Origin of the sequence: Aminipila sp., from assembly GCF_032051575.1 — a bacterium.
Lineage (GTDB): Bacteria > Bacillota > Clostridia > Peptostreptococcales > Anaerovoracaceae > Aminipila.
The window spans coordinates 242,504-262,763 of sequence record NZ_DAMBYD010000004.1 but is presented as its reverse complement, the minus strand read 5'-3'; the positions used below and the strand labels follow the sequence as shown (position 1 = coordinate 262,763).

Below are 20,260 nucleotides of genomic sequence, written 5' to 3'. Positions count from 1 at the left end.
TTATCACTAGTTATGAAATTATAATTTTGAATCCACAGCTATTTTTTGGTTCTTTAACCATTTCTATATCCCTTTTATTATTGGGCAAAATTAATATGTTTTTAATTCTCTATATATTTGTATAAATTGTGCTTCCACTTCATTGTGTGGAACTTCATTCTCATTTATAGAAATGTGGATTTCAGGCTCTTTCTTAAAAAGCAATTCTCCATGTAATAGCTTAAACTCATGATAAAGCATGCAGCTGTCAATTTCTTTTATGACCTTTTCATCTGCCTTGTTTAGTGAATCCACACCTAATGCCTTTAATACTGTAGCTTGTAAAGCATTTTCATATTCTTTATACGCATTCAACTGTATCTTAAGTGGAGTAATCACGTCTCCTATATATGCTTCTGAAGCATCATGTAACAAGCATTGAAGCTGAATTTTAGTAGAAAGTCCCCTTTCTTTAGCCTCTAGTGCACAATTAATTGAATGCTGAGCCACAGAAAAAAATATTTTTAGATGGCCGTTAGCTCTGCATATAAGTGACAAAGCGTGGGCCACATCACCAATTGTTATATCTTTCTCTACTGCTCTGGTAGGATTAAATTTCCTTTTGTAATATGTTGTAACATAGCTTCTATCAAGATTTCCTTCAAACATTATTTATCCTCTTTTAGTCATCTTCTAAATTTTATTTTACATTATATCATATCACATTTTTATAAAAATTAACACCTAACAACAAGAAAAGTTTGTTAAATACTGAATCATCAATTTCAACAAACTTTTCTTGTTTTATCATTTATTTTTTATTTGGAGTTTTGTATTACCAAAGCATATTTATAAAACTTAATCCTAGTTTTGCACCATATATAACTATTACCACACCACAAATGATATTAATTACCCTTAAAACCTTATCTGTAATTTTAGCACTAAATAGCGAAATAATAGCGGATATTCCCATAAACCATAAGCAGGATGCTGATGCCACTCCCAATATAAAATCTAAATCCTGCCCCTCAGGTAGTGTGGCTTTAAAAGCCCCTAACATCATACTTCCATCTATAAGCGCCTGTGGATTAAACCAAGTTACAACGCATGCTGTAGATATTACTTTCAAAATTGGTACATTAACATTTGTACTATTATCCATAGAATCTTTTGCCCTTATCAGGCTTATACCAATCATAATTACTATAATACTTCCAATTAACAGAACACCCATTTCCAATAATCTTGACTGTTCCATTATGGCCCCAACACCGAAGAAACAAGCTAAAGCTAATGTAACATCAAAGAATATTACAATTAAAGCCGTCATAAAAACTCTATTTTTTTTCTGAGTCAATGCCGTATTAATAACAAATAAGTTCTGCAGCCCTATAGGTGCTACATATGCCAACCCCATTGTTAACCCTTGTAAATAATAAATCATAACTACTCCTTCTTTCTAGTAACATACCAACCAATTTGTTTTTCATAATACTAATATATCTTTGTTTCATGATTTTGTAACCATCCAACTATTGACTTTTTATCCAACCAAGTTTAAATTATTAATATAAGTTATGAAAAAAGATATAATTATCTATATAGAGAAGTAAAGGAGTTTTAATGGCAGACTTTTTAAATATTGACTGGAAACCAGACAAGGCCTCAAAAGTGCCTATTTACAAACAAATCTCTGAATATATAAGTGGAAAAGTTTCATGCGGAGACTGGCTTGTTGGCAGTAAACTCCCCTCACAACGTAAACTTTCTGAAATATTTCAAGTAAATAGAAGTACCATAGTTGCTGCTATGGAGGAACTAACCTCTTATGGTATGTTAGAAAGTGAACATGGTGGAGGTACAAAGATTGCTAGTAACACCTGGTCACTTTTCATGTCTACGCCTCCTGATTGGAATAAATATATTCAATCAGGACCATTTAAATCTAATATGCCAACCATCCAGATTATAAACAAATTAGAATTTGATGACAAATACATCCGCTTGGGCACTGGCGAGCTTTCTGCTAATTTATTTCCTCATGATCTCATGAATAAAGTTTTTAAAAAACTGCCTTCAAAGATTCCTTCTTTGAATTATCTGGGTCCTTTAGGTCTTCCTGAACTTCGAAGGAGTTTAACTGAAAGACTGGCATTGCAGGGAATTGATGCCCCTGAATCTTCTATAGTTATCACCTCTGGGGCATTGCAAGGGTTACAATTAATTTCTGTATGTATGCTAAAACCCGGCTCTACAGTATTTACCGAAGCCCCTACTTATTTGAAGTCGCTTCAGGTATTTCAATCTGCTGGAATGCAGTTGTCTGGGGTTCCTATGGATAAAAACGGCATGATGTATTGGCAGATAAATAAAGAAGTAAGCCAATCTCTATTGTATACAATACCCACTCATCAAAATCCAACCGGAATTATCATGTCTGAAGAACGAAGACAGGATTTATTTAACTTCTGTAGCAGAAACAGACTTCCTATGATTGAAGATGATGCTTACGGGGATTTATGGTATGATAAGGTTCCTCCAAAACCAATGAAATCTAAGGATAAGAATGGGATGATTTTGTACTTGGGTACAATTTCCAAAACCCTGGCGCCTGGTTTAAGAATTGGTTGGCTCGTAGGTCCAGAATCAGTTGTATATAGAATTGGGGATGTAAAAATGCAAGTTGATTATGGAGCAAGTTCTGTTTCTCAATGGGCTCTTACTGAGTTTCTGGATAATGGATACTATGACGAGTATCTTATATTTTTAAGAAAAGAACTGAAAGCTCGTCGTGATCACGCCATTTCCTTATTGGAAGAGTACTTTAAAGATCTGGCTGACTGGAATATACCAGAGGGTGGTTTTTTTATCTGGCTTCGTTTTAAAAACCACGTGTCTATTGATAAACTATTTCAGTTGTCCTTAGAAAACAATATTTTATTAAATCCCGGTAATGTTTATGATTTTTATGATAATAATGCTTTACGGTTATCTTACGCTTATGCAGAGCCAGATGATTTTAAAAAAGCTGTTAAAACATTAAGCGAGATAACGCTTCGGTGTCAGAAAAATAAGGGGCTGTTGGACTAATTTCCACAACCCCCTTATCATTGAAATATCTTTACTATTATTTAGTTGCACTAATATTTCCTTTTACAACTGTTGGATTATCATCACCTTTTTCCACAGTCTTTTCTTTATCTTTGTCATCATCATTTTTGTGCGTTAAATTATCTGGAGTTTTTCCATCAGTTATCTTCATATAATCATCCATCAAAGGCTTTATTTCCACTAGATATTTACCAAAATTGGTCAATAATTCCATTCTTCTTTCTTTTGCCGAAGGCATAGTTAATTCTTCAGGTAGGAATTCTCCATCATAATATCTTGCTTTCCATACTCCAAAAGCGTCTCGATCTTCATCCCCTATTCTGCATATTTTAGCCATTTTACAATATTGTTCTTCCAGATTACTCTGCATTCCTTTAATTGTATCCCTGCATTCTTCCTTTGAGATTAAACCCGTGTTTAACTTCTCACATAATATTAGCGCTCTCCCTAAATGAGTTTCATCATCTGGGAATTCTTTATTTATTTTTTCAGCTATTTCTTGATGATTCATTCCCTCATAGCCATTACATTTCTTGTAAAGCTCTATTACTTTATTATCAAAGATTTCATTATCCTGAATATTTAAAGCTTTTTTCAGTTGTTCATCTCTTTGCACTGCCACTTTTCCATATAACTCTTTATTTAAACTTTCATTTGCTCTAAAATCTGGAAATTCTCTATTGTAAGCTTTTTCAATCACCTTAAAAACTTCGGTTTCACTCATTCCAGTAAAATCTTTATTTTCAAACAGAGCATCTAACCTTTTTACTTTAGCATATATATCCCCTGATTTTGAGATTTCAACAGTATCTCCACCATTCTTTGCGGCTTCAAAATCCAAACTGCCTGAATTGTAATATTCAGTAAATCGTTTTGCACTCTCTTTGTCTACACTTGAACTACTTTTGTCTAAATTACTATAACGTAATCCTGTTCCCCCTATAATCCTCATTTTCTCGGTTCCCTTCTTAAATAAAATAAAACTGTAAAATACGCCTCATTTTATTTACATCGACAAAATAGAAATTTATGTAATACTTTATTCAAATTCTTTTATTCGTTCAACTACACTTTTCTTTCTTGTTAAAAACTGATATGCAATAAGTGGTATACAGATACAAAGCAAAATCACCATACAATAGCTGCTTATAACAGGTATAAACGGAACTACAAATGGCACATGAAAATAATTTAAAGATTGATACAGAATATAAGTAACTCCCATACCCAAAGTAGATGTAAGCAGTAAAGAAATCCCTGCAAAGATTACCCCTTCCCCAATTAACATCTTCCTGATTTGTCTATCTGTCATTCCAATGCTTTCTAAAATAGATAATTCTAAAAGGCGGTTTTGGATATTACTGATTACCGTATTAATATAATTCATAAACCCAATCATTCCAAGAATGATGACAATTCCAATTCCAAACTTCATCATATGACCCTGTGAATGCCGTATATTTTCCATATTTGTAATTTTAGAATCCAAACTCACGTCCTTCTCACAAGGACTTTTCTGAATAATACTCTGCAATTCCTGCTCTGTCTTTTCATCAAATTCTTCCTGATACTGAATTGACAGCCTTTGCAAATAAGGCTCATTTATGATTTTCTTCATATATCTATCACTGACAATAATGTTTGGTGCCATACCTATTACTCTAAACAGATAGTGGTCATCTGTAACCCCTGCAATTTTTAATTCCTGCGGCTTTTCCTTTCCCTCCTTAACGGAATAAAATTTTAAGCTCTGTCCTACTAGTTCTTTGTCTTTAAGGGCTAAATCATTTCGATATACGATGCAACATTTTCCTGCCATAAAATTTTTCTTATCGATTGGATGAGGAAGTTCTCCATTTAGCTGATCAAATTCTTCTTCATCCAGTCCCGCCATAATAGAATAGAATTTTTCCGGATGATTTTTATATTGCTCCACAAAATCTTCATAGAAACAAGACATCCACTTCTCATAAAACTCCCGCATCCATGTATTCGAGAACCCAGCTTCCCAGGGAACTGCTATATCCTCCGTATAGAACTTATGTATCTGCTTTACTCCTGATGCCTGACCTAATTTTTCCAGAAATTCCGCGTCAAAAATCTGGTCATACTGCAAACGGTCATCTTTTGTAAGGGTATCATTTTCCAATACCAAATCAGCATCCATATAATTAGATGTAATCGTTCTGGCACCCTGACTTTGAATTAATGTAATGATACACAAAAATATAGATGCACTTAAGGCGAGAGAAAGAATAACTATACTGGTTTTCTTTTTGTCTTTCCCCATATTCTGCAAAGCCATGCCAAGGATAACTCTTCCTTTTCTTGTTTTCCTTATGCTTTTACCACTTTTCCTCGTTGTATACCCTGTAGCCTCAATAGGTGAAATTTTACTTGCAATTTTTGTTGGCTTTTTACTTCCTGCATAAATGGTAAAACATATCAGCACAATTGCTGCCAGATATACCAAAGGTTGAAAAGATACTCCTATCACATCATTGCTGCGGATACCCAATGTTTTCACAATTCTTGGAATGATAAAAAATGATGTTCCACTGCCGATTAAAATACCCGCTGTAAGTCCGGCCCCACCTAGATAAAACATCTTTCGGAATAACATGGATTTAATCTGCTTTTCTGTCATTCCTACAGTCTGTAACAACCCATAATACCGAACATTATTAGTAACAGAAAGATATAGAATATTATAAATCAACAAATACGCACTACAAACAGTAATCAGTATAATTCCTATAATTCCAGCAATAATCAGTAATGGCTGTTCCATTTCACTTGTAACAAAAAATCTCTGCTGCTTTCCCAAATGCAGCTGATTTTCAAATTCATTCTGTTGTTTCTCAGTAAGCAAAGGATACTTAAACTCAAGATATAAAATACCACATACAATGTCAGATGTTTCATATCCCGTTGTTTTATAAAAAGCATCGGATACATAGGCTTGCTCGCTTCCTTCATAATCTTTAAATATGCCACTGATTTTGAATTGTTTGCTATGTTGCCCATACTTATCATGATAAATGAGCACCATTTTAGAGCCGATATCCATCTGCTCATTTCCACACTCTTTTAATGCCGCCTTGGAAATCATCAATTCATCTTCATTTTGCGGATACTTTCCTTTTATCCATTCCAAAGCAGGCTTTTTCTGCTTTTCCCAAAAATTCTTATCACTCCAAATAAACTTTGTATTCAATGTATCATCCACACCATTACTATCCGCCCAAGAACAAATAACGGTAAGCCCTGCCAATGAAATCCTTTTATCCTCTCTGCACATCTTAATCTGCTTCTCAGTAGGTGCCATTACAACTGCATCATGTTTTGCTCCATACATACGTATGTTTTGTTTCTCATTTGCCTGAAAATAGGAAGTTCCAAGCGTTAATACAGTTATAAGCATAAATGCTGCCAGAGCAACGGCGGTAATCATAACCAGATTTCTTCTTCCATTCCCAGCCACTGATTTTCGAGCCATTTTAGAGATAATCTGTGAATTATTATTTGCCAACAAATCACTCACCTCCCAGCACAATTCGGCCATCTTCAATTCGAACAATTCGATCTGCCAGCTGTGCGATATCTTCATCATGAGTAATTACTATCAAAGTCTGTTGAAATTTTTTTGCTGTTAAAATTAGCAGTCCCAGAACATCATGACTGGTGGCGCTATCCAGATTGCCAGTTGGTTCATCGGCTAGAACAATTGCTGGTTTTGTGGAAAGTGCTCTGGCAATTGCCACTCTCTGCTGCTGTCCTCCAGATAATGTCTTGGGCAGGGCCTCCTGTTTCTCTTCCAGATGCAGCAATTGGATTATCATATCAATATATTCCTTGTCAACATGTCCTCCATCCAATTCTATAGGCAATATGATATTCTCATACACATTCAAATCCGGAATTAAATTATAGCTTTGAAATACGAAACCTACCTTTCTCCTTCGAAAAATGGTCAACTGTTCTTTCTTTAGATTCTGCAACTGTTTCCCATTAATAATTACCTCTCCTTCCGTAGGCACATCCAGACCTCCAAGCATATGAAGCAATGTTGATTTGCCGCTTCCTGATTTTCCAACAATTGCAACAAATTCTCCTTCTTTTACTGAAAAATCCACTCCGTCCAAAGCTTTTACCACATAGTTTTCTATTTTATAATATTTTTTTAATCCAACTGTTTTTACAATTTCTACCATTTATATATTCCTCCTTTTCTTCTGATAAATCTAGCCTACCATCAAAAAATCACAATCTAATCTCAATTTTTCATTATCACAATCTTGTGATTCTTTTACCTAGGCAGATAAATCCGAAATTCGGAACCTTTTCCCTTCTGTGATTTTACTTCAATATACCCTTGCTGCCTTGTAATAATTTCTCTGGCAAGATATAATCCAATTCCTACACCTTCCTGCTCATGTGCATCTTCTTCCCTGTAAAAACGCTGAAATACTCTTCCCTGATTTGCTTCTTCAATTCCTTTTCCATTATCACGAATACTAATTTTTATGTAAAATTCCTGAGGAGCAACCAATAAATGAATCTGTCCGCCCCGTTCTGTATACTTGACCGCATTATCTAAAATATTAAAAATTGCTTCTTCTGTCCATTTTCGGTCATGGCTAATAGCTAACTCTTTTGGACAAGTAACAGAGACCTGTATCTTTTTCTTATCTGCTTTAGGCTGAAGTACTGCCAAAACATTTCCAATGGTTTCATAGAGGCTGCACTGTTTTTTCTCTATGCTCAGAATACCCGTTTCTAATCGTGACATTTTTAACATTGCCTGGATTAAAAAGTCCAATTTCCTTACCTGTGCATCAACCAAATTTAAAAATTCTGCTTCTTTCTCTGGCTCATTTTTTCTATTTTTCAAAATCTCTATATACATTATTATATTTGCAATAGGAGTTTTCGTTTGGTGTGAAATATCAGACACCAAAGCCTGCATTTTATTCTTCTCCTCAAAGTTCTGTTGGCTATACTTCCTTTGAATTTCATATAATCTTTTCAATTTTGTCTGCAGCCTGGAAAGTACATTTTCTCCCATTTCATCAAAAAATATTTCCTCTTTTCCAAGAATCATCTCTTCAATACATTGATCCAATGCATCTGTGAATTTGTAGATATCTCTCTTGATTTTCCAGTTTCTTATAAGGCAAATACACGTTACTAGGAAAGAGCAAATCGTTAGTATCATCTGTATTTTACTCATTCCTTTTCACCCACCCATTGATACCCCATTCCATATACATTGGAAATATAAGTATGTTCTGCATCTTCAATCTTATTTCGCATTCTGTTAACGTTGACTGCTAATGCATGCTTATCTATAAAAACGCTCTCTAGGCCCCACACCTTTTCTATTAGCATATCATGTGTCAGCAATTGTCTTGGATTTGCCAAAAATACCTTCAACAACTTATACTCTGTTGGGGTTAAATTTATTCTTTCCTGCCTTTTGCAAACATCTATATTTCCAAGGTTTATAGATAAAAATCCATCATCATAATCCAGCAGATTTTCCTCACTTTCAAACCTTTTTAATATGACTGCAATCTTTTTTCTAAGGAGTACAACACTAAAAGGTTTGGTAACATAATCTTCTGCCCCTAAATCATATCCCTTTACTGCATCTTTTTCTAAATCTCTAGCTGTAAGAAAAATAATTGGTATTTTTTTGTTCTGTTCTTTTGCCCATTTGCAAAAATTAAATCCATCTCCATCTGGCAGATTGACATCAAGCAAAACCAGATTAATATGCTTTTTACAATAAATCCTTTTTGCTTCTTCCATATGAAAAGCAGAGAACGTCTGATATCCCTCTGCTTCCAAATCGTATTGCAGCCCCTTATTTAAAAATTTGTCATCTTCTATAATTAAAATAGTATTCATAACATCACTCCTGCCTAAAATCTAATATTTATTATAAAAGTCCTCCATATAAAAAGCAAACCTTCAAATATCACAGTAGTGAGATATTTGAAGATTAATGTTAAAAAAAGGGACTTTCTCACTGAGAAAGTCCCTTTCTATTCAATTCAATAAACCTTTACAATCTATCAAACTATCAAATTAATTATTTGCTGGCTTTGGTAATCTAGCCGCAATAATGTTCATTAAATCATCTGTGCATCTTAATGGTTCTACAAATGCAGCATCATGAACTAGTACAAATTTAGGATCAACTGGCTCTAACGTTCCACCAAGAATTTCTCCTACTTCAGAATACTTATATCTTGGAAGAATATCTTCCATCTCAAGCGAAATATCAAAAGTATCATCAAACCCAAATTCAACTTCATATACATGTGCGATTTCAGCGGCAATTTCCCAGTTAGTCAAATCAACACCTTCAAAAATAGTTGCTTCTACTGGCATTAATCTTCTTTCAGTATTCGTGAAAGTTCCATCAACGCTTGTAAATCCTGTACCAGGAATGATTACATCCGCCTTAGCAGCAGTAGCAGTCATATAAATATCGCTTACCATTAAGAATTCAAGACCACTTAAATCTACATCTGGATCTTCTCCAAAGATTAATAGTGCCTTAACACCTTCAAGAGCTTCAACTCCAGCTTTAATGCCAAGGTCAATAATACCCTGTGAATTGTTCTTTGCTTTAACCTGAAGTATACCATCTCTAGGCGTTCCAATATGTCCTGATAGAAGAGCAATATCTCCTATTAAAGTAGCTGCTTCAGTTGAAACAAAATTCTGCTGGAACACAATCATAGCCTTCTTTGCTTTTCCGTAAAGTTCAGCAACCTGTGCTGCCTCTTCTGAAACCTGTGTATTCTTTAAGTCTTCTGCAAATGAATCAAATCCTTCAATCTTTGAAGTTTTCCCCATATCAAGCAGTGCCTTTGCTATGCCTTTCAGCATATCTGTGTTATTTTCTGTATAAATAACCTTTTCAGCAAAATCAAATCCATGCTGCTTATATTCTACAGGATTAATTAAAACAACCTTAGCCCCATTTTTAGCCGCTTGTTTAATCTTCAGCTGGATAACTGGATTAAGAACAGTATCAAAACCAACTACTAGAATTACATCGGTTGAAAGTAATTCATTGATTGTGTTTGGAGAAGCATCATGTCCAATCACTGGTGCAATACCACTGATTCTGTTATTAAAGCAAAGAGTTCTAGCTCCCATAACTTTAGCCATCTTCTTAATTGCATAAGCTTCTTCATTTGTGTATCTGTCAGAAATAGCAACTGCAACTGCATCTTTGCCATATCTTGCAGCGATAGCCTCAGTCTTCTTTGCAATAAGAACCATAGCCTCATGGTAATCTGTTTCAACAAATCCTTCACCATCTTTAATCATTGGTTCAAGAAGCTTATCTTCTAGCATTGTGCAGTCAAAGCCCCATTTACCCTTACCGCAAGCAAGTCCTTCATTAACGATGCCCTCAGTATTTGGATTTGCTTTAACAAGTAAATCACCATAGGTTTCAATATCTAAAGTGCATCCAACTGAACAATATGCACAAGTTGATTCTGTACATTCAGTATTAAGAGGTACAGCTTTTGTCATAGTCGTTCTTTCCTGCAATGCTCCTGTTGGGCAAACGCTTACGCACTGACCACAAGATACACAACCAGATTCAACAAGTGGTTTTTCAAGGGTTGGCTTAACAACTGTGTCAAATCCTCTATGAACAAGACCTAAAGCACCAATACCCATTATTTCATCGCAGACTCTTACACAAAGCCCACAAAGTATACATTTATTTGGATCTCTTAAAATGAATGGGTGATTATCCTCAAATTCAATTTTATTCTTATCTCCTGCAAATCTTTCAGGATGTACATTATACTCATTAGCGAAGTCTATCAGCTTACACTCAAAATAATCATGGCATCCACATTCAAGGCATCTTGAAGCATCGGCAATTGCCTGATCTTCATCATATCCAAACACAACCTCTGTAAAGTTGTCTTTTCTTTCATCTGCTTCAAGCTGATCCATAGTTGGCCTGCAAAGTCTTTCTCTATCTTCAAAAGTCTTTTCATCAATATCGTCTCTTTCAACAGCAAAAGGTTTTTCATATTTAACTTCTTCGCCATTTAAATAAGCATCTATTATTGCGGATGCCTTTCTTGCATCTGCAATAGCCTCAATCGCAATTGAAATCTTATCATTACCACAGTCACCACCAGCAAATACACCTTCCATACTTGTCATGAAAGTATCTTTATCATAAGCGATGGCCTTCTTTCTGGTCTTATCAACATTAAATTGAGCTGCATCTACAGCCTGGCCAATCGCAAGAATAGCCGTATCGATATCCAGAGTTTCAGTTTTTCCTTCCACTGGTTTTGGTGCTCTTCTTCCCGATGCATCGGGTTCTCCAAGTTCCATCACCTGAAGGATAACCTGTTTCACTCTCCCATCTTCTCCCGCTACAAATTCAATCGGATTTGTTAAGTTCTTAAAGATGACGCCTTCTTCTTCCCCTTCAATAATTTCAATCCTGTCAGCAGGCATTTCATCTTTTGTTCTTCTATAAATGTTATAAACCTTCTTTGCACCAAGCCTTACTGCAGTTCTGCATGCATCCATAGCAGTATTACCACCACCAACGATTGCTACACTATCACCAAGCTTGATTTCTTCGTTTCTAACCACTTTTCTTAAGAAATCAATACCACCAATAACACCTGGTAAATCTTCGCCTTCACATCCAACACCGGTTGAAACCCAAGCACCTATGCCAAGGAGCACTGCATCATAATCCGTTCTGATCGTTTCAAATGGAATGTCCACACCAACTTTAGTGTTAGGAACCAGTTCTACACCCATTTTTTCAATCATAAAAATTTCTTCATCCAACACTTCTTTAGGAAGCCTGTATTCAGGGATACCATAACGAAGCATACCACCTAACTTAGGCATTGCTTCGTAAATTGTGACATCATGCCCCTGTTGTCTTAAGAAGTAAGCTGCTGACAACCCCATAGGACCACCACCAATAACAGCTACACTTTTCCCTGTTTCAGGTGCAATATCTGGCATAAAGGGATCTTCAGAAGCCATATCCTGATCCGCTGCAAATCGCTTTAGCCACTGAATGGAAATAGCGTTTTCTGGTCCATCAATCAGTTTTCTTCTACACTTATCTTCACATGGATGAGGGCAGACTCTGCCGATAGCACCAGGAAGTGGTATATTTTTCTTAATTAATTCAATAGCTGCCTCAAACTCACCATTGGCAATCAGCCCAACATATCCCTGACAATCTGTGCCTGCAGGACAGGCCAGTGCACAAGGAGGTCTGCAGTCTCCTACATGATTTGAAATCAGTAATTCAAGATTTGTTTTTCTTGATTCTAATACTCTTTCCGTATTTGTTTTTATAACCATATTTGGAGCAATTTCAGTAGCGCAAGCCTTTACAAGCTTAGGATTCCCTTCAACCTCACAAACACAGATTCCACATGAACCATAAATTTCAGTTCTTTCGTCAAAACATAGAGTTGGAATAAAAATATCATTTTCTTTTGCAACTTCCAAAATAGTCTGTCCAGGAACTGCATAAACTTCTTTCCCGTCAATGTTTAGTCTAAACTTTTTCATATCTTTCTCCCCCTCCCTTAGTTTTTCTCTATAGCACCAAACTTACAAGTTTCTAGGCACTTTCCGCATTTAATACATTTATCCTGATCAATAACATGTTTGCCCTTTACTTCGCCAGAAATAGCCTCCACAGGACATTTCTTTGAGCATAAAGTACATCCCTTGCAAGCATCAGTAATCGTAAATGTTAGTAATGGCTTACATGATTTAGCTGTACACTTCTTGTTGTAAATATGATCTTCATATTCATTTCTAAAATACTTAATCGTAGTAAGAACTGGATTTGGAGCAGTCTGACCAAGTCCACACATAGAACCATCCTTGATTTTATATGCTAATTCTTCCAGAAGTTCGATATCTCCGTCCTTACCTTCTCCTCTTGTAATTCTTTCCAGAATTTCAAGCATTCTCTTAGTCCCTACACGGCAATAGTTACACTTACCACAGGATTCTTTTCTTGTAAAGTCCAGAAAATATCTAGCCATATCAACCATGCAAGTATCTTCATCCATTACAATCATACCACCTGAGCCAACAATTGCTCCAGTCTTATTAATATCTTCATAAGTTACAGGAGTATCTATTAATTCTGCTGGAATACATCCACCTGATGGTCCCCCCATCTGAACAGCCTTAAACTTCTTATCCTGTTTTATTCCTTCTCCGATTCCATAGATAACGTCCTTAAGAGGAAGCCCCATAGGAACTTCTACAAGTCCGCCTTTTTTAATCTTCCCTGCTAATGCAAAAACCTTGGTTCCTTTACTCTGCTCAGTACCCATAGCACCAAAAGCAGCTCCACCATTTACGATAATCCATGCAACGTTTGCAAAAGTCTCTACATTATTAATATTTGTAGGCTGCTGCCAGTATCCCTTTTGTGCTGGGAAAGGCGGCTTAAGTCTAGGCATACCCCTTTCTCCTTCAAGAGAAGCAATTAATGCAGTCTCTTCTCCACATACGAAAGCACCAGCACCAGCCTTAATTCTTAAATCAAAGTCATACCCAGTTCCCAAAATATTTTTTCCTAAGTACCCTTTTTCTCTAGCCTGGGACATAGCAATCTCCAGTCTATGTATAGCAAGTGGATATTCTGCACGACAATAGATGATACCTTCTGTAGCACCCATAGCAAATCCACCAATAATCATACCTTCAATTAGTGAATGAGGGTCCCCTTCCAGAACAGATCTATCCATAAATGCACCTGGGTCACCTTCATCAGCATTACAGACAATGTATTTGTTTTTCCCCGGATTGCCTTTTGCTGCATTCCACTTAAACCATGTAGGAAATCCAGCACCGCCTCTGCCTCGAAGACCTGAAATTTTAATTTCTTCAATGACTTCTTCTGGTGTCATGGAAGTAACAACCTTTTTTGTTGCCTCATATCCAGCAACTTCAAGATATTCTTCAATATTTTCAGGATCGATTAAACCACAGTTTCTAAGAACTACTCTTTTCTGCTTATCAATAAATTGCTTGTTAATATCTGAAATTGAATATTCTACAACCGGTGTTCCTCCAACCAAATGCTTTTCTACAATTTCAGCAACAATTTCAGGCTGAACCTTAACATATCTTGTCATGTCACCATTGTCCTCATAAATATCAACAATTGGTTCCAAATAACAAGTACCAACACAACCTGTGATTCCTACTTCAACGTTTAAATTCTTTGCGTTAATCTGCTTTTTGAATTCATCTGCTGTTTTTTTAGCTCCAGTAGCTACACCACAACTCCCCTGTCCAACTATTACCTTCATCGTTACTCCCTCCTATGCTCTTGCTTTAATTTCAGCAAGGACTTCTTTAACACTGTCCTTAGTAAGATTGCCATAGGTTTCATCCCCTTCAGCGCTCTTAATCATCATAACAGGTGCAAGCGAGCAACAACCTAAGCATGCTACATTATTTAACGTAAAAAGCCCGTCCTCTGTTGTTTCCCCATCATGAATACCTAAATATTCACTGATTGCCTCTTCTATAATATCTGCGCCGTTTACATGACATGCTGTCCCCTTACAAAGCATAATTAGATATTGGCCAATAGGCTGTAATCTAAACTGTGCATAGAATGTTGCAACTCCGTAGATTTTGGCTGGTTTTATGCCAGTCTGCTGTGAAATATAATTAATCGCATCTATGGATAAATATCCATAGATATCTTGTGCCTTCTGCAAGATTGTTATCAAGCTTCCAGGCACCTTACCATACTTTTCCAACACTGGAGCGAGCTCCTTAAAGTCGGCAGTAAAGTTTTGGTCTTGAGTACCACATTTTTCACACATAATAATCCTCCTACCTTTTTTATTGTCAAATATAACAAACTAGTTATAGTCTATTATACTTAAAAACAGCCCTAATAGCAACATCAATTCAATCCTTGAAATTGTCAGAATTATCAATTCTCAAATCGTTTGAAGCTATTTTTTTATTTACAATGCTTTTAAAATCGACCTCTAATATAATAATACCTGCCAGCATTAACAAGGCACCTATATATGCCCTTGGCAGTAATCTTTCTCCCGCAAAAAAGAATGCGGCAATAGCTGCAAATACAGGTTCAAGAGCAAATATCACGCCCACGTGTGTGGCAGATGTATATTGTTGAGCTATGACCTGAACTATAAAGGCAACCCCAGTGCAAAAGATAGCCAAAAACAGCATGGCCGCCCATATGCTAGGCTTACTTGGTAATACAGGTGTCTCTAAAACTATAGATAAAACAAACATATATAAACCTGTAAATCCCAATTGATATACTCCTAATTGAAAGGCATTAACTTCTTCTTTATGTACGGCTTTATCTACTAACATTAAATCTACCGCATAAATAAAAGCACACAATATACAAAGCACATCACCTAAAGCTGGCTTAAGCTGCTCATTTAAAGTCATTAATCCTATACCTATTAAACACATAATAAGAACAGCTATTAATTTTTTGTTTGGTGCTTCCTTCTTAATATAAAACGTTAATACGGGTGTAATAATTACGGTTAAAGCACATAAAAAACCTGCATTGGATAAACTGGTATACATAACACCATAAGTTACACTTATATAAACAAGGGCTAAAGCTAATCCAATCATTGCACTATATCTAAGCGTAGCCTTATTTACATTTTTCAACTTCGGAAAAGCTAATATAAGTGCAGCGAAAAATGCGATTAAAAAACGATATGCATTCAACGTAAGTGGCCCTATTTCCCCTAAACAAACATTCATCAATATGTAGGATACACCCCAGCATAAAGTTACCAGCATAAGCATCAAATCTGCTTTTAAGGACTTAGACATTTCTATTTCTCCTCCTAAATCTGTGCTATAAATAGTTCAAGTGCTAAATTTTGTTCCAGTATACCTGTCTTTATACTTCGGTCTATCTCATAAACTTTAGTTAATATCTTTCTTAAGTTATTCACTGAATATCTCCCAGCAAATGACATGGCCTTTTTTATCCTAAATTCATGAATTTTTAATATGCCTTGTATTTGCTTTTGATTTTTCCCCTCTTCCAGCATTTCTTTCACTTCTAAAATGATTTCAAATTGTGAGGCAATTAGTGAAAGAATCATATACAGATTTTCACCTGCACTTAACAGGGAATTCAACAAAATATACGCCTCGTTTTTCCTTCCTATACTTATAGCATCAAGCATGGCAAATACACTTGTCTCAAGATTCCCAGAAACTGTAGCCAGCACATCAGACAATAATATTTCTTCACCCTCACTATATGCAATTATTTTACGAATATCATTTTCAAGATTATATAATGTGTAATTTGCTTCTTTATGAAAATATCCACTGCTTTGTACAAATTCATTTATAACGGAAGGTTTTGTTACTTTCCCTGCTGACCTAAATCTTTTTTCTACAAATGATTTTAAAGCTTTTTCATTTAAAGCCTCAAAATCATATGCCTGTCCATTCTCATTTATGGACTTAAAAAGTCTTTTTCTTTTGTCTGCATTATTTGCAGTAATAATTAGTATACACCCTTCTGGTACATGTTTCATATAATCAGCCAGTTCACTCTCCTGATTTTCTGAAAAGCCCTTCATCTTTGTTCCTTCAAGCAATGTAAAATCTCTTACAATCACTATCCTTTTTTCAGACATCATTGTAAAAGTTTCACAAGCTTCTTTTATGGCATCTATAGTTATTTTTTCCCCCTCAAGCACGGATAGATCCAATTCCTTGCATGCAGGATTAATATATTTATCAACAATTTGCTCACACGACCAATTTACAAGATATTGCTCTCGTCCAAAAAGTGCAGCAACCGGCCCTATTTTATCTGCCTTTAAGTCTTTAGCTATCGTTTGAAAAGCATGTTCTTTTTCTGTCTGCTTATACTGATACGTCATTATCATATCTCCCAAAATAAAAAAATCCTCTGCGAGGCGCTCTTAGCTTGCATTCGCTCAATTCTTAATATATCATTATATCACTTTTAAGCATTAAATCATAGTGTGTATTTTAACCTTTCCATCTTTCTTAATCTCTACTCCTACTGCACCCTGAATATCATTTCTATAAACAAAAGCGCCTGCATTTTCTATTCTTTCCAAAGTTTTCTTATCGGGATGTCCATAGGTGTTCTTTCCTACTTGAACAACCGCTATCTTAGGTTTCACTGCCTCTAAAAATGCCTGTGAGCTTCCATATTTACTACCATGATGCGCAACCTTCAAAATGTCAGTATTCAAGCATTTATCTGAATTATCCGCTAAAATATTCATTTCACCATTTGTATCTATATCACCTGTCATGATTACAGAAACTCCTTTAAACATTATTTTCATAACCAGACATGTGGCATTTTCATCCTTTTCATTCTCCATAATCAGGTTATACTCTTCAGCGGATTTTTTATTTGGATATAGTACCTCTATTTCTAAATCTTTTCCTATTTTCACGCTTTGTCCTTTTGTTAAATAAACGAAATGTTCTGCTGACACTCCTATTCGTTCCTCTACCTTATCTGAAATCAACGAATTCCCCTCATATATTCCCACCTTTTTTACAGGCAGTTCTTTGGATAATGAACAAAGTCCTCCCACATGATCAGTATGCAAATGGGTGATAATAGCCATATCAATTTTTTGAACCCCATTCTTCAAAAGAAATGGAAGCAATAATTTTTTACCTACATCATACTGGCTGCTGCCCCCGCTATCTATTAATACATTCTTTCCCTCAGGTGTCTTTATTAATAAACAATCACCTTGTCCAACATCAACGAAAGTAAGTTGAACATGTTCAAATCCATCTTTAAGGGAATTGCCCAAGATAAAAGTTACACATATTATTGTTATCCCAAACCTAAAAATTTGTTTGTAATGCTTTCTCTGCCACATAATTCTAAAGGATTCTGATGATAAAAAAAATAAAATACAATAATAAAGAAGTACAGTCCATAGTGGAGGGCTTATTACATACTTATATGAAAGATTATCTATAAAAGCCAGATTATTTATAAAAAGTAACAGTTTTGAAAAAAATTCTACTAATATTCCAGTAATTTGAAAACCACAATTCAGAGTAGCTGTGACCATGCCCAAATCTGGCAAGCTTGCAGCAATAGTTGAAAAAAGTAATAATAACATACCCAATGGAATTAACAGTCCGGCTATAAAAATTACTGGAATATTTGCCAAAAAAGCACTAAATGAGAAGTAATTAAATGCAAATGCTGAAATAGGTGCCATACCCGCCTGAATAACAAGAATGGGCGTTATACTTTTATCACATATTCTTTGCGCAGCAGGCAGTATAACTGCCAATGTAAATATAGCTAAAAAGGATAATTGAAATCCTAAATTTATAAGAGACATAGGATTAAAGCATAACATTACCGACATAGTTATGGCACCTGATGTAAACATATCATATCTGCAATTCATATATTTTGAAAATATATGTAAAGTAATCATCAATACTGCTCTTATAACTGAAGGGGAAAAGTTAGCTAAAGAAGCATAAAAAAATAATATGATTACACTTATTATATAAAACTTTATTTTTTTCCTTCCTCCTAAAATAGCATTAACGCAGACATATAATGCTCCTATATGAAGTCCACTCACTGCCAGTACATGGCATATGCCGTTTTTTTGAAAGGATTCATAAAGTTCTTCTGATAAGCCGCTATTATCTCCAAAAATCATACCCATTAACAGACCCGCTAGTTGTTCATCAAATAAAAGGTATATATTGCACTTAAAGATGTACTTCATTTCAGATAAATAGTTAAGATAACGATCATTTATTTCACCAGACACTTGAATATTTTCAGCCGTCACAGACATAATCGTTGATATTCCTTTTGTCTTTAAATACATCTTATAATCAAACGTTTTAGGATTTCTCCTTGCCGTCGGTAATTCTATAAATCCTATTGTTTGTATAATGTTTCCCTGCAGTTTATAATATTCAGGGCATAGTCCATAAATATTGACTAGGATTTTTTCTTTACTAGGTAAGTTTCCAAAACCTTCAAGGTTCTTCACTACAACTATTATCTTATGATTTTCTTCATCCTTCTCTACTGCGGAAATTACTTTTCCTTGAATTCTTAAATACTCCCCTTGATTTTTTTCCAAAACCCCTATTTTGTTTGACTGATAACTATATTGCATGGCTCCAAATATTCCTACTATAAAAGCAATAAAAAACAGACATAGATGTTTCTTATTCCATCTAAGTCTGCGAGTTTTGTAAAAATGCATACTAACTATCATTGCGATTATGATACAAAGAGCAATGATTAAAATGATAATCTGATCTATTTTTAGAAACAATTCTATTGCCATACCTAATATGTAGGCACCGCAAACAAAAACAGCTGGCCTTCTCAAAGTAAAAACCCCCAAGTAAAAGCCATTATTTATAATCCCTAAACTATTTTACCATATTTTTACATTTAATCAATGGGTTACTTTTATTTTTCTGTATGACCTATGGCTGGAATTGTTCTATGTCCAAGTCCCACTACCACTTCATTTAAATACATCATGCCTATACTCATAAAGATGCAGACCGTAACATGTTCGTCACTTCTGCATATGGCTATTTTGCCACCACCATTGAGTCCTACCGCTTTAGCAATAATTTGTGTCTGGGCTTCCCGGGCAGCTCCTGCAACAGCACCATCCTGCACATGTTCTTCTTTTATTATACCTGCTTTTCTGGCTATAAATATTGATCTCTCTATGACAATATGAGTAGCATTTATAATATCACCACCAATGTCCACCGCAGCTGCTTTAATATTTTTCTGTGCAAGTTCCTCAATCATTTTTTCTTCTTCTGATCTATTTGGTGTAATAGCTAATGCTATAGCTGCTCTTGCCACGTCTATACTATCATACATTTTGCTGTCCTCCTTAAGTTAATCTCTATTATGTTATTTTGCCATAAATATATAATAATGTCAGCAAAAACGTTAAAAATGTCAATAATAAATTATAAACAATTTATTAAGAATTTACTTGGATTTATAAATTCTTTTGCCTTTTATTCTATCTATGCTATAATATAATAGAGTTTTTGT

General features: G+C 35.1%; 15 protein-coding genes. 1 reads left to right on the top strand and 14 read right to left on the bottom strand.

All coding sequences use genetic code 11. The annotated features are described in order from the left end of the window. Positions 1-90: 90 nt before the first annotated feature. A complete protein-coding gene (locus RTW14_RS07275; RefSeq protein ID WP_312649045.1) occupies positions 91-648 on the bottom strand; it encodes an HD domain-containing protein in 558 nt (185 codons plus the stop codon). Positions 649-814: 166 nt separating this feature from the next. After that, positions 815-1,426: a LysE/ArgO family amino acid transporter gene (locus RTW14_RS07270; RefSeq protein WP_312649044.1), complete on the bottom strand. Its 612-nt coding sequence runs from the start codon at positions 1,424-1,426 to the stop codon at positions 815-817. Positions 1,427-1,605: 179 nt separating this feature from the next. On the opposite strand from RTW14_RS07270, the gene RTW14_RS07265 reads away from it, so the two are divergent. Further along, positions 1,606-3,072, top strand: a complete 1,467-nt coding sequence (locus RTW14_RS07265) for an aminotransferase-like domain-containing protein (protein WP_312649043.1) — start codon at positions 1,606-1,608, stop codon at positions 3,070-3,072. A 37-nt stretch (positions 3,073-3,109) separates the two neighbouring features. On the opposite strand, the gene RTW14_RS07260 is transcribed toward RTW14_RS07265, so the two are convergent. From RTW14_RS07260 to RTW14_RS07205, 12 genes are all read right to left on the bottom strand, one after another. Beyond that, complete coding sequence (locus tag RTW14_RS07260) at positions 3,110-4,045, bottom strand: hypothetical protein (protein ID WP_312649042.1); 936 nt, start codon at positions 4,043-4,045, stop codon at positions 3,110-3,112. Between the two features lie 87 nt (positions 4,046-4,132). After that, positions 4,133-6,628, bottom strand: a complete 2,496-nt coding sequence (locus tag RTW14_RS07255; RefSeq protein ID WP_312649041.1) for an ABC transporter permease — start codon at positions 6,626-6,628, stop codon at positions 4,133-4,135. Between the two features lies 1 nt (position 6,629). Next, on the bottom strand, positions 6,630-7,307 hold the full coding sequence (locus RTW14_RS07250; protein WP_312649040.1) for an ABC transporter ATP-binding protein: 678 nt from the start codon (positions 7,305-7,307) through the stop codon (positions 6,630-6,632). Positions 7,308-7,402: 95 nt separating this feature from the next. Further along, positions 7,403-8,326 (bottom strand): sensor histidine kinase, encoded by a 924-nt coding sequence (locus RTW14_RS07245; RefSeq protein WP_312649039.1) that lies wholly within the window; start codon positions 8,324-8,326, stop codon positions 7,403-7,405. Beyond that, entirely contained in the window at positions 8,323-9,006 is a 684-nt protein-coding gene (locus RTW14_RS07240) for a response regulator transcription factor (RefSeq protein WP_312649038.1), read from the bottom strand. The genes RTW14_RS07245 and RTW14_RS07240 overlap by 4 nt, the downstream gene beginning before the upstream one ends. A gap of 180 nt (positions 9,007-9,186) precedes the next feature. Then, positions 9,187-12,696 (bottom strand): FAD-dependent oxidoreductase, encoded by a 3,510-nt coding sequence (locus RTW14_RS07235; protein ID WP_312649037.1) that lies wholly within the window; start codon positions 12,694-12,696, stop codon positions 9,187-9,189. Positions 12,697-12,713: 17 nt separating this feature from the next. Continuing rightward, positions 12,714-14,462, bottom strand: a complete 1,749-nt coding sequence (locus RTW14_RS07230; protein ID WP_312649036.1) for an NADH-quinone oxidoreductase subunit NuoF — start codon at positions 14,460-14,462, stop codon at positions 12,714-12,716. 12 nt (positions 14,463-14,474) lie between these two features. Further along, complete coding sequence (nuoE, locus tag RTW14_RS07225) at positions 14,475-14,987, bottom strand: NADH-quinone oxidoreductase subunit NuoE (RefSeq protein WP_312649035.1); 513 nt, start codon at positions 14,985-14,987, stop codon at positions 14,475-14,477. 88 nt (positions 14,988-15,075) lie between these two features. Continuing rightward, complete coding sequence (locus tag RTW14_RS07220) at positions 15,076-15,999, bottom strand: DMT family transporter (protein WP_312649034.1); 924 nt, start codon at positions 15,997-15,999, stop codon at positions 15,076-15,078. A 14-nt stretch (positions 16,000-16,013) separates the two neighbouring features. After that, complete coding sequence (gene holA / locus RTW14_RS07215; protein WP_312649033.1) at positions 16,014-17,072, bottom strand: DNA polymerase III subunit delta; 1,059 nt, start codon at positions 17,070-17,072, stop codon at positions 16,014-16,016. 93 nt (positions 17,073-17,165) lie between these two features. After that, positions 17,166-19,565 (bottom strand): DNA internalization-related competence protein ComEC/Rec2, encoded by a 2,400-nt coding sequence (locus RTW14_RS07210; protein WP_312649032.1) that lies wholly within the window; start codon positions 19,563-19,565, stop codon positions 17,166-17,168. An 83-nt stretch (positions 19,566-19,648) separates the two neighbouring features. After that, positions 19,649-20,080 carry a HutP family protein gene (locus RTW14_RS07205; RefSeq protein WP_312649031.1) on the bottom strand — a complete coding sequence of 144 codons (432 nt, stop codon included), beginning with the start codon at positions 20,078-20,080 and terminating at the stop codon, positions 19,649-19,651. Positions 20,081-20,260: the final 180 nt, after the last annotated feature.

What these genes read in the sequence shown, in the direction of transcription:
- RTW14_RS07275 (WP_312649045.1), bottom strand. Translation starts at nt 648, where the DNA reads ATGTTTGAAGGAAATCTTGATAGAAGCTATGTTACAACATATTACAAA.
- nuoE (WP_312649035.1), bottom strand. Translation starts at nt 14,987, where the DNA reads ATGTGTGAAAAATGTGGTACTCAAGACCAAAACTTTACTGCCGACTTT.
- RTW14_RS07240 (WP_312649038.1), bottom strand. Translation starts at nt 9,006, where the DNA reads ATGAATACTATTTTAATTATAGAAGATGACAAATTTTTAAATAAGGGG.
- RTW14_RS07270 (WP_312649044.1), bottom strand. Translation starts at nt 1,426, where the DNA reads ATGATTTATTATTTACAAGGGTTAACAATGGGGTTGGCATATGTAGCA.
- holA (WP_312649033.1), bottom strand. Translation starts at nt 17,072, where the DNA reads ATGACGTATCAGTATAAGCAGACAGAAAAAGAACATGCTTTTCAAACG.
- RTW14_RS07260 (WP_312649042.1), bottom strand. Translation starts at nt 4,045, where the DNA reads ATGAGGATTATAGGGGGAACAGGATTACGTTATAGTAATTTAGACAAA.
- RTW14_RS07235 (WP_312649037.1), bottom strand. Translation starts at nt 12,696, where the DNA reads ATGAAAAAGTTTAGACTAAACATTGACGGGAAAGAAGTTTATGCAGTT.
- RTW14_RS07245 (WP_312649039.1), bottom strand. Translation starts at nt 8,326, where the DNA reads ATGAGTAAAATACAGATGATACTAACGATTTGCTCTTTCCTAGTAACG.
- RTW14_RS07230 (WP_312649036.1), bottom strand. Translation starts at nt 14,462, where the DNA reads ATGAAGGTAATAGTTGGACAGGGGAGTTGTGGTGTAGCTACTGGAGCT.
- RTW14_RS07250 (WP_312649040.1), bottom strand. Translation starts at nt 7,307, where the DNA reads ATGGTAGAAATTGTAAAAACAGTTGGATTAAAAAAATATTATAAAATA.
- RTW14_RS07265 (WP_312649043.1), top strand. Translation starts at nt 1,606, where the DNA reads ATGGCAGACTTTTTAAATATTGACTGGAAACCAGACAAGGCCTCAAAA.
- RTW14_RS07220 (WP_312649034.1), bottom strand. Translation starts at nt 15,999, where the DNA reads ATGTCTAAGTCCTTAAAAGCAGATTTGATGCTTATGCTGGTAACTTTA.
- RTW14_RS07205 (WP_312649031.1), bottom strand. Translation starts at nt 20,080, where the DNA reads ATGTATGATAGTATAGACGTGGCAAGAGCAGCTATAGCATTAGCTATT.